Source organism: Priestia sp. AB (assembly GCF_028369225.1).
GTDB classification, from domain to species: domain Bacteria; phylum Bacillota; class Bacilli; order Bacillales; family Bacillaceae_H; genus Priestia; species Priestia megaterium.
This window is the reverse complement of sequence record NZ_JAQMYN010000013.1, coordinates 63,147-75,299: the sequence shown is the minus strand read 5'-3', so window position 1 is coordinate 75,299 and position 12,153 is coordinate 63,147. Positions and strand designations below refer to the sequence as shown.

15 protein-coding genes and 1 pseudogene are annotated in these 12,153 nt (G+C 34.6%); 10 read left to right on the top strand and 6 right to left on the bottom strand.

The genetic code is table 11. The features are described 5' to 3' along the window. Window positions 1–102: 102 nt before the first annotated feature. Both POF52_RS25900 and POF52_RS25895 read right to left on the bottom strand, forming a co-directional pair. Window positions 103–1,641: an MDR family MFS transporter gene (locus POF52_RS25900; protein ID WP_271996207.1), complete on the bottom strand. Its 1,539-nt coding sequence runs from the start codon at window positions 1,639–1,641 to the stop codon at window positions 103–105. 83 nt (window positions 1,642–1,724) lie between these two features. Beyond that, window positions 1,725–2,351: a PadR family transcriptional regulator gene (locus POF52_RS25895; protein WP_255323646.1), complete on the bottom strand. Its 627-nt coding sequence runs from the start codon at window positions 2,349–2,351 to the stop codon at window positions 1,725–1,727. A 308-nt stretch (window positions 2,352–2,659) separates the two neighbouring features. On the opposite strand from POF52_RS25895, the gene POF52_RS25890 reads away from it, so the two are divergent. Together POF52_RS25890 and POF52_RS25885 are read left to right on the top strand one after the other, a co-directional pair. Then, window positions 2,660–2,833, top strand: a complete 174-nt coding sequence (locus POF52_RS25890) for a hypothetical protein (RefSeq protein ID WP_271996203.1) — start codon at window positions 2,660–2,662, stop codon at window positions 2,831–2,833. Between the two features lie 490 nt (window positions 2,834–3,323). Continuing rightward, window positions 3,324–3,470 (top strand): FbpB family small basic protein, encoded by a 147-nt coding sequence (locus POF52_RS25885; protein ID WP_098333956.1) that lies wholly within the window; start codon window positions 3,324–3,326, stop codon window positions 3,468–3,470. A 188-nt stretch (window positions 3,471–3,658) separates the two neighbouring features. On the opposite strand, the pseudogene POF52_RS25880 reads toward POF52_RS25885, so the two are convergent. The 3 genes and pseudogenes from POF52_RS25880 to POF52_RS25870 all read right to left on the bottom strand — a co-directional run bounded on the left by POF52_RS25880 (window position 3,659) and on the right by POF52_RS25870 (window position 6,230). Beyond that, a pseudogene (locus POF52_RS25880) lies at window positions 3,659–4,554 on the bottom strand (esterase/lipase family protein). A gap of 294 nt (window positions 4,555–4,848) precedes the next feature. Beyond that, window positions 4,849–4,971, bottom strand: a complete 123-nt coding sequence (locus POF52_RS25875; RefSeq protein ID WP_255323647.1) for a hypothetical protein — start codon at window positions 4,969–4,971, stop codon at window positions 4,849–4,851. A gap of 56 nt (window positions 4,972–5,027) precedes the next feature. Further along, complete coding sequence (locus POF52_RS25870; protein WP_271996197.1) at window positions 5,028–6,230, bottom strand: COG4705 family protein; 1,203 nt, start codon at window positions 6,228–6,230, stop codon at window positions 5,028–5,030. A 321-nt stretch (window positions 6,231–6,551) separates the two neighbouring features. Between POF52_RS25870 and POF52_RS25865 the strand changes: the two genes are divergently transcribed. From POF52_RS25865 to POF52_RS25845, 5 genes are all read left to right on the top strand, one after another. Next, window positions 6,552–6,683, top strand: coding sequence for a hypothetical protein (locus POF52_RS25865; RefSeq protein WP_271996195.1), 132 nt, complete (start codon window positions 6,552–6,554; stop codon window positions 6,681–6,683). A gap of 400 nt (window positions 6,684–7,083) precedes the next feature. Beyond that, window positions 7,084–7,257, top strand: coding sequence for a Fur-regulated basic protein FbpA (locus POF52_RS25860; RefSeq protein WP_271996193.1), 174 nt, complete (start codon window positions 7,084–7,086; stop codon window positions 7,255–7,257). A gap of 44 nt (window positions 7,258–7,301) precedes the next feature. Continuing rightward, complete coding sequence (locus POF52_RS25855) at window positions 7,302–7,484, top strand: YolD-like family protein (protein ID WP_176586266.1); 183 nt, start codon at window positions 7,302–7,304, stop codon at window positions 7,482–7,484. A 119-nt stretch (window positions 7,485–7,603) separates the two neighbouring features. Further along, window positions 7,604–7,741: a hypothetical protein gene (locus tag POF52_RS25850; protein WP_271996190.1), complete on the top strand. Its 138-nt coding sequence runs from the start codon at window positions 7,604–7,606 to the stop codon at window positions 7,739–7,741. 219 nt (window positions 7,742–7,960) lie between these two features. Beyond that, window positions 7,961–8,224 (top strand): hypothetical protein, encoded by a 264-nt coding sequence (locus POF52_RS25845; protein ID WP_176586267.1) that lies wholly within the window; start codon window positions 7,961–7,963, stop codon window positions 8,222–8,224. 237 nt (window positions 8,225–8,461) lie between these two features. On the opposite strand, the gene POF52_RS25840 is transcribed toward POF52_RS25845, so the two are convergent. Beyond that, window positions 8,462–9,328: an Rpn family recombination-promoting nuclease/putative transposase gene (locus tag POF52_RS25840; RefSeq protein WP_271996187.1), complete on the bottom strand. Its 867-nt coding sequence runs from the start codon at window positions 9,326–9,328 to the stop codon at window positions 8,462–8,464. 497 nt (window positions 9,329–9,825) lie between these two features. On the opposite strand from POF52_RS25840, the gene POF52_RS25835 reads away from it, so the two are divergent. Genes POF52_RS25835 through POF52_RS25825 form a run of 3 tightly spaced genes read left to right on the top strand, consistent with a single transcriptional unit; the run spans window position 9,826 to window position 11,963 of the window. Continuing rightward, a complete protein-coding gene (locus POF52_RS25835; protein WP_271996186.1) occupies window positions 9,826–10,125 on the top strand; it encodes a hypothetical protein in 300 nt (99 codons plus the stop codon). A gap of 12 nt (window positions 10,126–10,137) precedes the next feature. Beyond that, complete coding sequence (locus POF52_RS25830; RefSeq protein ID WP_271996185.1) at window positions 10,138–11,271, top strand: FtsK/SpoIIIE domain-containing protein; 1,134 nt, start codon at window positions 10,138–10,140, stop codon at window positions 11,269–11,271. After that, the gene (locus POF52_RS25825; protein ID WP_271996182.1) at window positions 11,268–11,963 is read left to right on the top strand and encodes a hypothetical protein; all 696 of its coding nucleotides are present in this window, start codon (window positions 11,268–11,270) and stop codon (window positions 11,961–11,963) included. Before POF52_RS25830 ends, POF52_RS25825 begins: the two co-directional genes overlap by 4 nt. The last annotated feature ends 190 nt before the right edge of the window (window positions 11,964–12,153 follow it).

Below are 12,153 nucleotides of genomic sequence, written 5' to 3'. Positions count from 1 at the left end.
TACACACGCATATTAGATTTAAAAAAGAAGTTACCCCTTGGTAACTTCTTTTTACTTGGAATATCCAAGAAAATTATTAACTATGATTATAACCAAACTACTTTAATTTTTCATTTCCATTTTTTTATTGGACATTTCATTTTCCAGAGATGTTTTCAGTTGTTCTTTGCTCATTATTAGCGCGGCCACAAATGCAAGCACCGTAGGAATGAGTGCCCACATAAAGGTATGGGCAATAGAAGAAGAAAGAACTCCTACAATTTTATCTAACACAGGTGCTGGGATATGAGCACGAGCCTCAGGCGCAAGAATTACACGAGGATCGTTAAATGTCGGATTGTTGACCATTTGATCTTGTCCTGCAAAAATCTCCTTAAGTTTAGAAGAAAATTCGTCCCTTTGAATGATTCCAAAAATGGTAATACCAAGCGTCATGCCTAATGAACGAATAAAAGAAACGGTTGAGTTAACAGATCCTCTTTGTGCCGGCTCAAAATGATGAATTGCTGCGTTACTGAGAACAGAGAATGTTGCTCCAATTCCTAGTCCTGTAAGAATCATATAGACTGTAACTAAGAAACGACTTGTATCAGGACTCAACGTTGTTAGGAAGAATACACCTGCTCCTAGAATAATTGTAACGACAATCATGATGCTACGATAGCTTAATTTATTCATTAGAAAACCGCCGGTTGTGGCTGAAACGACAGATCCTAACATCATTGGCAGCAATACAAGACCTGAGTTAGTAGCTGTCCCTCCAAGTACACCTTGGATGTATATAGGTATATACACGGAAGCCGTGACAAATGCCATCCCACTGAAAAGGCCCAAAAGGTTACTTGTGGTGAATAAACGAATCTTAAACATTGGAAAAGAGATAATAGGATCTTTAGCTTTTCTTTCAATTAAGATAAAGGCAACAAACAATAAAACAAAAGCAATGAATAAACCCAAGATTTCTCCAGAACCCCACTCATATTTATTCCCGCCAAGCTCTAAGGCAAACATTAAGCTGACTATAGAGCCAACCAGAGTCACAGCGCCCCACCAATCAATTTTTTGTTTGGCATGCACGGGTGATTCCTTGTAGAAAAATACGATAAATGCTAATGCTAAAAGTCCCAAAGGAATATTCACATAAAAGACCCAGTGCCAGTTGATGTAATCTGTAATATAAGCACCTAACAAAGGCCCGAAAATACTCGATAAACCAAAAACTGCTCCAAATAAACCACCTAGTTTACCACGTTTCTCAACAGGAACAGTATCAAACATAATAGTAAAAGCAATTGGGATAAGTGCTCCGCCGCCAATCCCTTGAATTGCGCGGTAGATACTAAGCTGTATAATACTTTCTGCCGTACCGCAAAGAATTGATCCAATTAAAAAGACGATTAGTCCAAAAACAAAGAACATTTTACGTCCAAACATATCTGACAGCTTGCCGAATATCGGCATACCTGCCATTTCAGCGACCATATAAGCTGATGTAACCCATACAAACTTATCAAGCCCACCAAGCTCTCCGACTATGGTTCCCATAGCAGTAGCAACAATCGTGTTGTCCATAGACGCCATTAAAATTGCTAGCAAAAGACCTGCTAGCACTATCTTTAAATTACCTTGTTTTACATTCATATTTAATCATTTTTCTCCTTTTGTAACACAATAAATTCTGAAAGTGTGTATATTATAAATAATTGAACAATCATTAGTCAGGGTTAGTTCAAGGGTTCTTCTTTAGAAGTAAGATATAACGATATCTCGCGTAACCATTCCCAATCCCATTTTAATTTCTCATCTTGTATATCCTGGATAGTAGATTCGACCCATTTTAACTCAGCTAATGACACCGTACGCTGATATTCCACCTCGAGTAAGAATAAACGTGGAATACCCCTGCTTGTGGCCAATTCCATTTGTTTTTCTATGTGAGCTAACGCCTTCTCTAAAGCAAGTATTCTTTTTTCAAGTTGTTCTCTCACGTCTTCAGGTGTTAAAAGAGCAACAAAAGAAATAGCAGCTGGAAATTCTAAGAATTCTTGTTTGGGTGTTGAAAGCATTTCTCTTATCCACTCGTACGCAGCTTCTCTCCCTTCTTCCGTTACTTCATAAATAACTAAATCTGGTCTCCCTTCGTTCTGTTTCTTCTCTTGAATTACGATCGCTCTATCGCGATGCAAACGATCGATGGTCTGATAGATACTAGTTCGATAACGAACGTTAATAACTTCATCTTTTCCTCTCTCTTTAATAAGCTGTTGCATACGATAAGGATGCATAGGCTCTTCGATAAGGAGACAAAGTATTGCTAAAGCAAGAGGTGATTTTTTAATTTTATTTTTCATAGTTATAATAATACTATTAATAATATTACTAAGGCAAGAGGAAGATAAATCCACCAAATACGCAGATAGATTTATCAAGTTTCTATAATGAATTCTTAACTGATTGCCTCGATGTTTTCTTATTTCCAAAAGAATGTAGTATATATTTAATAGATCCTTCTTAAGCCTTGTCTTCTTTTTAATAACAAGAAAAATCTCTTTTTTTACACGTTAAACTATATTCAATATAGGAATACTTTTATGAGTCTATTTTGTTTTTGTCTTTTGATAAAATAAAAGCTAAGAAGCAGAAGAGGAGAATATAACGCATGAGTAAGTTAGAAGAGGTATTAAAAGTTGTTGAAGTCGGCTTTACACAAGTTAATAGTCGATTAGATAAAATTGAAAATAGAATAAGTACAGTAGAGGACGCAACAGGAACAATACTAGAAACTGTGACGAGAATTGAACTAAATCAACCTGAAGATATTGAGGTATGCTGAAACATGTACAATCCAATAATCGTTATTTAGAAAAAAAGTTCGTTGAAATGGATAAACGCTTAGTTGAACTTGAGGATAGACTATAAAATTAAAAAACAAGCAGATTAAAATAAGTCTCTGCTTGGTTTTTTTATGTAATATTAAACAGGATTTAGATAATGTATAGACGTACTTACAAATTATTTCTTTTATTTACTCTCGTTTTATCCTTTTAATTATATTTTCTGAGCATTTATTCAAGTTGGCTCTTGCATTAATTTATTTATACTTTTTTCTTCTCTTGATTCTACCTCTTGTCTTATGCTTTCTGTGCACTTTCCATTATAAAAAAAGAATGTATAAAAAATGTACAAAAAACAAAGAGTAGAAATAATATTTGGATAGGAAGAAAGGATTTATTCCATTAAGTCTTATCAGTTGCTTTATTTCATATAACGATTATAATTACACCTAATTTATATAAAAATCTTTAAAAGAGAGAAGTGCCTTTATGCGAAAGTTAAAACCCTCATTTCAACATCTTATTAATGAGAATAAAAATCAGATCCAACAAGATAAGAGATTATTAGATCAAATTGAAGAACGTATTGACTATCGGCATGAGCATGCAATAAAACAAACAACCCTAAAGAAATAAAGAAACTGTGAATGTACGTTTAAAGAGTAAGAAAAAGAAGCTACCCTAGATAGTAGCTTCTTTTTCTTAAGAACATCATACTTATGAGATAAAAGGAATTGGGACCTTTTCTTCTTAGTTTGTTCAAAAATTTAAATTTTATTCTTCTTTTAGAGTGCTGCTTCCTAATTATAAATTCCTTTTTTTAGCTATTGCAGTTTTTTACATAAAATAGGTTGACTTTTATATAAAACTTCAGTACGGTCTCCTTGTAGTATATATTTGTCTCCATCTAAAGAAAGTAAGCTATTTAGTACCACATTTCCATCACCTATATTTGTCTTCAATACACCCTCTACTTTCCCTTCGATGTTAGGGGACATAGTAGGAACGACTTTTAAGTATAAAATGGTCTCTTTTTCATATCCTCCAATTAATGTAACGTCTATGCCTCTGGCTTTTATTATACTCTTATGGTTATTCAGCTTATCTAGGAATTTATTTTTCGTCTTCATCGTTTGATAATATATAAATTCCTTTGAACCACGGTCCTCTCTTATCAAATAGTCACCATACTCTCTTCCTGGGATGACATCTTGCAATCCTTTAAAGTAAGTATGAACAGCCTGTATCCTATCTAATCTATAACGTGTACTAAGGTATCGTATATAAAGCTCCATTGTATTGTAAACAATATTGAATTCTAATGACGATTTTACAGGTGCTTTTCCTCTGGTCCAAAAACTGTAATTAGGAGCAGAGCCTGCATTAGGTGTGCACAATAAAATGACTTTATCTACGTCGTAGAGGTATTGCTCACTTTGAATATAGGAACGAGCGACTAGCCCTCCCATGCTATGACAAACCAAATTTACTTTATTATAGCCTGTCTTTAATTTTATCTCTTCAATTCTTGGGATTAAGTAATAAGGTCTTTATTACGCTGATAGCCTATACTTTCTAATTGTTGAATAAAAGGTTCGTAAATAAACTTTGCACTTCCAAAGCTCCAGCTACCAGTACCAGGAATGATTGCATCACTCATCGATCCAAATAGTCCAGGTATTAAAACGATAGGAATCTTATTTACTGGGCAACTTAACATACATTTTCCTCCAGGATCTATACATAAGCGTAGGTTTTTATCATTTTATTTCAGGTTACGTTGATTATGCTAACTACTAGCTCCTTTAGATACATCACTTAATTAACTCTTATTAATTTTCTTATATTCACTTTAGCTGTTTAGGCAACTTGGATTCTCTTGTCCATTTCACAAAAAAGGTAAGTAATTTGGACAACTCTCAGCATATAAAAACCAAGCATCTCTTATATCACCATCTACTGATACCCTACTATGGTAAGGGTTCTTTGTTATTTTTCGATTGGACAGGCAAGCTTACCGCACTTCTTCAATTGGGATTCGCTCCATCATATCCAATTTAAAGATGCCGAAAGGATTTAATTCAGGTATGGAAGTGAACGTTGGGGATGTGTTACTTTTTTCTTTATATTTAAACATGATAATTAAACCTTGTCTTCAAAATAAAAAAGGAATCGCAAATTGCGATCTCTTTTTTATTTATTAGCTGCGTTTAGTGTAGTCAGTGAATTATTAAGTGCTGATTTGCACTTATTGACATCAGGGTTGGATGAACGAGCTGCTGCTAATACAACATCAATAGTTCCATCGATCTTGGTCCATTTAGAACCGTCTATTTTTCTAAGTTTAGCTTCTGATGAGTCCCACTGATGTTCTAAATCGTCTGCTCCTTTTTTCGTTGCAGTAAAGTTTTTTGAATTTACATCCTTGAGCATACCTTTTTCGATTTTAATAAAACCCGTTAATTGTCCAGATAAACTCGCTTGTGAAGTAGTGGATTGTGATGCTAGATCATTACTGCGCCAAATATAACCACCTATACCAAGAACTAAGAAAATACATAGTACCACAATGGTTTGTGTCAAAACATTTTTCTTATTCCCATCTGGTTGGTTTATATCTGCTGTTTCCTTTTTTTGATTTATATCAATTTTTGTAACAGCAAGAAAAACGATTATAGCTAAAATAGCTACAAGAAAAATAACACTAGTAACAGTTGTTCCCAAACCTAAACCACCATTGACTTTTGTCTGAGATAAGTAATCTCCTAATGATGCTCCAAGTGGACGAGTAAGAATATACGCGATCCAAAACGATAAAATTCCATCAAGCTTCAATTTGTATGCCAAGAAGATACACCCTATGATAATAATGACTGTTACTCCTGTTTTAAGGTATCCAAAACCTAGTTGTTCAGAATATAGATCGCCTACTGCTGTTCCAAGTGCAAATGTGAAAAGAATGGTAAGCCAATAGAAAACCTCTCTTTTTCTTGTGTAAATTGAGTGTATGGAAAGTGTTTTTTCACTAAGATACCAAAAAAGAAAAGTTAATCCAAGTAGAACGGAAAAGACAATTGTGCTAACTTCAAGAGGGACTCCCATTGCGTCTGTCAAATTATCAGTTACCAGCGTTCCAAATACGCTTATAAGGACAACCGTTGCCCAATAAATGCCTGGTACATATTTAGTTGCTCTGAATTGGAGATACAATACAATAAAAAACGCTATTCCCATAATTATAGTAGTGAGAGTTAACCCTAATCCTAGGTTGAAATTTAGAAAATCGGCAAATGTTTCACCGACAGTTGTGCATAAAATTTTGATTATCCAGAAGAAAACTGTAACTTCAGGCACCTTGTTAAGTAAAATTTTTAATTTATTTTGGTTCTCTTGCATACACATTCCCTTTCTTTACAGTGGCTTCCCACAATTTTTTTCTGCATCATTAAATAAGGAAAAAGCTGCTTCTTCCATAGTATCGACATGGATTTTAGAATTCAAAAAACAGTTTTAATTTGTAGCAACTTACTTAACTATCAATTTTTGATTACCACCTCATACTCAATATAATTTTTTAAAACTAAAATAATTGTATTGAACTACTCTTAATTATTTATGAAAAACCAATTAACAATTCATTAGAATTGCTAATTGGTTTTTTAGCTTATACACGACTGATATTTCATTTTACGAAAACATTCTAAAGGAGGTTGTTTTATGAAAAATGTAAGAGTAGTACAAAACGGAATTCAAGCAAAAGAAGTAATTGAACAATCTCTAAAGAAGAGTGCATACTCTATAATCATCTACTCATCACCTACTGTGAGATTATTTAGTCTTACTTTGTGATTTTATGTAAGTTTAAAGGAAGTTTTGTAGAAAGTATTTCATTAATCAAAAAAGGATACCATAATATACCTAATGTTAGTTTTTATGGGGAGTTATTACAGTGAATAATGAATACAATCTTTTGTGTTTTAGAATCGATTGAGAGAAGAATCCAAGGACTATGAAAAGGAACTTCTTAAAAGTGAAATTCATAGGGATATTTTTAATTATGGGTCGATGCGATAAATACTAACTTTAAAGTAAATAGATAGGACAAATATATACTTATCTAATCGAATTTACTTATTTATTACATCAGTTTTACTTCATTTTCATTTTCTTGTAACTGGCGAGCTTTATAATGAATTAAAATAGTTTGACAATCATGCCAACGACCATTCTAAAATTAGGCGGTGGGATAATGAGTGAACAAATCCACTCTGATATACAACGTAAAAAAAACTCGGTTATAGACTCTTTAATCCATTTAGGAATCTATAAAAAAGGAAACCAACAGCTTTATGAATTAACCTTACATGAGTTGGAAACGGAGTATCAAATAGTTAATCCGGCAATCCGAGATCTATCTTTTTAGATTTTTACTAATTGCATTTCATTTATTAAAAGGAGGATTAATCTATGTTTTTGAAAAAGCTAATCAAAAATGGAGCAGTTACAGTTAACTATTATGAAAATGGGTCACTACAAACATGTAAAGGTCGTGTTTACAATCTTAACCTTCATGAACAGACACTGTCTTTAAAAGATGAAAAACAAAATATTTTTTTTATTCGCTTATCCGGTATTGAAGATATTTATTGATTTTAATTTAGTAAAGAGTTTTCTCAGTTTCTTTTCAAATAGTGACTTTGTACGTGTAAAAGGTTACTAGCTAGAAAATCGTAAAGATAAAGGAATGAAATAAAAAAGGAGAAGGAATGATGGGAGAAAACAAACAAATATGGTCTGATTTTATTCAAAAGGACCAATTTGAACTTCATTCGTACCTTACGTATTTATTTAATCAATGTCATGATGAGAGTCCAAGGCAGTTAGAAGATGAAAATATAGAAGAATAAAGCTATTGATAAAGCAAATTGAAAGGATAAAAAATGAATATGAAAATAATGTAGGCGACCTCACGTTTCTAATCCAAATGAATAGGTCGTCTATTGCTGTTATAAACCTTTTTCAATATATAGTAGATACATACATCAATTATGTTTATGATCCTATACAAGTAAGCTTATGTAAAATTCATTTTTTACCCGTATAAAGCTTAGAAGGGACGAGAGCTTGTGAATACAACTGTTAACGATTTGTATGATTTTGGAATAGTTTTAAGGAGAAAGCTATTAAATAATAGTCTTTATGCTTATTATTTAATTGATGCAATGAGAAGAGAAAATCATTTTGATTTTTTATATTATTTTTTGACAGCAACTGTAGATAGTCAAACACCTATACCTGAACATGTCTCCAATGTTTTTTTGAAAATCCTTAGTGATAAAGACAAATTGAGTGATCTTACTCCATTTATCATGGGTCTGGTTGAGAGGTAAATAGAAATAACGATATATATACACTTCCTCAGATATGTAAATCCCTTTATTAAATACAGTCATTGTTTTTTTATTTTAGACATGAGTATTTGCTTTGGTGCAAAATAAGTGTATTTAATCATTAAGAAGCCACTTGTATAAAACAAGTGGCTCTCTGCTACGTCGAATACATTCAATGATTCACGTATTATTCCCAACACCATCATAACATAACTTATCTATCAGTTTAATTTATTCTTATCGTATTACTTTCTTGACTTCTTCTATATTTAATCCGGTGAATTTTGCAATATCACTTAATGGCATACCATTCTCATGCATGCTACGAATCAATTGGATTTTCCCTTCTTCTAGCCCTTCTTCACGAGCATGGGCTAGTTTAGCTTGCTCATCAAGCAATAGTTTTTCACGCGCTTCATATGCGCTTCGGAAAGAAGAATCGTGACTCATATTTTCCCATTTATCCATCGCTTTTTGTAAAATTGGATCTTGATTCATGGCAATCTCCTCCAATGTTTGTGTTAAACGTTCATCCTCATGAGCCGGTAATAATAATATCCAACGAACAAATGCATTTTCCCACGGGTTGACTTTTTCTTCACGCCACTGTTTCACAAGCTTTGGAATTTCCACAAAATGAATTTCAATATCATCACTTAAAACACGTTGCTTAGTTGTATCCCACAGCTGACCTGTTGTCTGAAATTCTTCATCTGAAGAAAATAAAATGAAATCCAATAAATTAATGGTGATGGTTTTTCGTAAGGCACGATAAGGCATTCCCTCTTGCATTTGTGAAGTATATAGTTTGCTCCAATAATATAAAGAGCGTTTAACCATGTCATGCGTATTACGAAGTTGTATCTCAATATTTACTTGTGTCCCGTTGTTCAATGTGGCTAGTAAATCTAAGATAGATAACTTGTCATCTTCGTAAGCCTTGTGAAGATGTGGGTCTTCCAATTGAAGAGATGTAATGGGTGCTTCCAAAGATTTTTCTAAAACGGCGTTTAGAAAGCCCGCTAAGATATCCTCACTACCCTTGGTACCAAATAACTGTTTAAAAGCGAAATCAATTCGTAAATTCACTAATTTTGTGGACATGGATTCGTCTTCCTATCTTTCTTATTTCTTACCCTTATTTTATAAGATAACCGGATATGTTTGCAAATGTTGAGGATAAAATCATTCATATCTCATTTTATATCTCTCAGCCATAAAACAGCTTTGAATCTTTTGTGTACTTAGTGAAAAAAGGTAAGTAACTAAGACAACTCTGTCGTATAAAAACTAAGCACATGTTACATAACTATCTATCCCTTACCTACTGCAGTAAGGGTTCTTTGTTATTTTTTGAGTGGACAGGCAAGCTTACTGCAGTAACTACATAGTATCTAAAGAATCTTAACTTCATTACTTAATCAGTAGCTAGTTCAGTATCGCTCCCCCGTTAATACAAGCTTTATACGCCTCGTGAAGGCGTTGGTGGAACCTGTAAGGGAGCTGAGCCGAAGAGGCGAAGGGGGCGACCGGATGTGGTGAGCTGAAAAAACAGGTGTGTAAAAAGCAAAAAAATTTAAAAAGCGAAAGAAGGTACCAGCATGAGAAAAGCAAAAGTATTTACCTTTTCAAAAATCTTGCCTCCATCTCCCAAACCACCTCTCACGAGACCTCGTCCCTTCAGGGCCTATTCCTTTGTTCCTTTTAGTCCATTAGCCATGCTTGACCCCACTATCTTAACCATAGGAGGCATCGTCTTAGGAATTGCGATTATTGAACGAATATTAGAGCTATGGGGTGTCATCGATCTTGTGGATCAGTTTGCAAAGGTGATGCGTTTTATTCTACCTGTCACCTTCTATAGCGCCTTGATCTACTTTTTTGCGACTTTTATGTTCTGAGGAGGAATGTGTATGTTTGAAAAACTAAAATTGCGTGGTCAATTAATTAAAGCGTTTCGTACGGCAGAGATTTATCGAGTGGTGAAACGTGGAGACCGGACCTCTTATCTCTTTCCTAAAATTCATCAAATCGATAACCATCATATGTACACTCGGTACGCCTTTTCCTTATTGAATGGCATTGATCCTGAACTCTTAAACAAAAAAAGATGGGCCTTACGACAAGTATTAGGCAGCAACATCGAAATAAACGGCAGCTTAAAGAACTTTAGTATTACCGTTCATCACAAAAGCCTACCTAAGATGCTCCACTATAAATATGATTCGATTCATCCTCATATTGAAAAAATGGAACTCCCAGTATGCATTGGCCAAGATATTTATGGAAATTCTGTTTCGTGGGATTTTGCGGACTTAGAAACGTTACTGATTTCTGGCGAAATTGGCGCAGGAAAAAGCAGTCTGATGCGTGTCATTCTCACCACATGGGTTAAACATTCATTACCTGATGAGTTACGTTTGGTATTAGTCGATTTAAAGCGTGCGGATTTGGGCTTATTTCATGGGATTGAACATGTGGATGCGCTTTGCTTTGAAGCCAAGGATATGAGAAAGCCTTTTGCTTTATTACGAGCTGAAATGTATCAAAGAGGCGATTTACTGTTAGAGCATGGCGTGACACATATCAGTAAGCTACCTTTTAAGCTGCCTCGTATTGTGGTGGTCATTGATGAGATGTCCATCGTAAAGAAAGAAACCGATCTCGTAGAGATGATTCAACAATTCGCCAGTCAAGGTCGTGCGCTAGGTGTCCATACCATTATTGCCATGCAGCGCCCTGATGCGGATTTATTAAACTCTGCGTTAAAAGCGAATTTACGAGTGCGAATTTCTGGAAGGCAAGCAGATGCGACAAATGCAAAAGTGGCAGGCGTACTTGGTGCCGAAGAAATCGATGCTGCAGCGAGAGGACGAATGAAAATTAAAATTGATGATGTAAGAGAGTTTCAAGCTTTTTTCTTAGATGAAGAAACGTGCAAGGAACTGCTTTCCCCTTACAAAACTAGGGTAAAAGATCCTGAACCACAACTAGAAGTCGTACCACAACCTATCTTTGGATTATTAGAGAAGGAGGAACAACGATGAGCTTTCGGTTATCTCAACGTGATAAAGACATCATAGCGTTTATCAACCAGTTTAGAGCCATGGATCGAGACTCGTTAGTTGACCTCTTCTTTAAACAGCTCAAATCGCCCATAAATGCTTGCAATAGTGTCATGGTGCGTTTATATCGATTAGGGCTAATTGAACGTACACAGCAGTATTCTCCAACCGTCTATTTACCTGTAGAGGCCAAAATCAAAAAGAACTCACAGAAAATACTCCATTTCCTTTCCATTTTAGACATCTATAAACAAATGTGTACGTATGGCGCGCCTAAACACGTCATTGTGGAGGATAAACCTACTGGAAGAAAAGGAGGCATCGAACCAGATCTGTTTTGTATCTTTAAAGGGTCCCCTTTTTGGATTGAAGTACAACGCAATCAGTATTCTGAACAGAAAATGCAGGAGAAGATAAACCTTTATGAGGAGTTTTTCTTTTCAGATGAGTGGAAATCGTTGCATTGGCAACCTGAAGAACGGGCAGCTATCTTCCCTTCCGTTATTTTAATTACACCTGTTCGTTATGCTGTTAATTCTGAACACATCCGCATTATACAAGTAGCAAGCATTTATGAATTGATGGAGAAATATAAAAGCTCTTCAAAACACACGAAAGAAGCAAGAGTGAGGCCATCACCTTCTTCTGGTGGAATAAAAATCAATTTAACATAGAGTGCTAGAAAATTGTTTGTAATTACCTAAAAACGGGCTATCTCAAGATAATGAGAGGTAGCCTTTTTATACACCTCTTATCGACGACTTGCTAAAGGGTTCTGGAAACAGCTTGATTATTAATGTAGAAAGAATTAATGTCGTGAGGAAACCAATCAATATGTGGGCTGGTATCGGGAGAAATTAATTC

Coding starts and splice junctions, on each gene's coding strand:
- POF52_RS25900 (WP_271996207.1), bottom strand. CDS start 1,641: ATGAATGTAAAACAAGGTAATTTAAAGATAGTGCTAGCAGGTCTTTTG.
- POF52_RS25895 (WP_255323646.1), bottom strand. CDS start 2,351: ATGAAAAATAAAATTAAAAAATCACCTCTTGCTTTAGCAATACTTTGT.
- POF52_RS25890 (WP_271996203.1), top strand. CDS start 2,660: ATGAGTAAGTTAGAAGAGGTATTAAAAGTTGTTGAAGTCGGCTTTACA.
- POF52_RS25885 (WP_098333956.1), top strand. CDS start 3,324: ATGCGAAAGTTAAAACCCTCATTTCAACATCTTATTAATGAGAATAAA.
- POF52_RS25875 (WP_255323647.1), bottom strand. CDS start 4,971: ATGTTTAAATATAAAGAAAAAAGTAACACATCCCCAACGTTCACTTCC.
- POF52_RS25870 (WP_271996197.1), bottom strand. CDS start 6,230: ATGCAAGAGAACCAAAATAAATTAAAAATTTTACTTAACAAGGTGCCT.
- POF52_RS25865 (WP_271996195.1), top strand. CDS start 6,552: ATGAAAAATGTAAGAGTAGTACAAAACGGAATTCAAGCAAAAGAAGTA.
- POF52_RS25860 (WP_271996193.1), top strand. CDS start 7,084: ATGAGTGAACAAATCCACTCTGATATACAACGTAAAAAAAACTCGGTT.
- POF52_RS25855 (WP_176586266.1), top strand. CDS start 7,302: ATGTTTTTGAAAAAGCTAATCAAAAATGGAGCAGTTACAGTTAACTAT.
- POF52_RS25850 (WP_271996190.1), top strand. CDS start 7,604: ATGGGAGAAAACAAACAAATATGGTCTGATTTTATTCAAAAGGACCAA.
- POF52_RS25840 (WP_271996187.1), bottom strand. CDS start 9,328: ATGTCCACAAAATTAGTGAATTTACGAATTGATTTCGCTTTTAAACAG.
- POF52_RS25835 (WP_271996186.1), top strand. CDS start 9,826: ATGAGAAAAGCAAAAGTATTTACCTTTTCAAAAATCTTGCCTCCATCT.
- POF52_RS25830 (WP_271996185.1), top strand. CDS start 10,138: ATGTTTGAAAAACTAAAATTGCGTGGTCAATTAATTAAAGCGTTTCGT.
- POF52_RS25825 (WP_271996182.1), top strand. CDS start 11,268: ATGAGCTTTCGGTTATCTCAACGTGATAAAGACATCATAGCGTTTATC.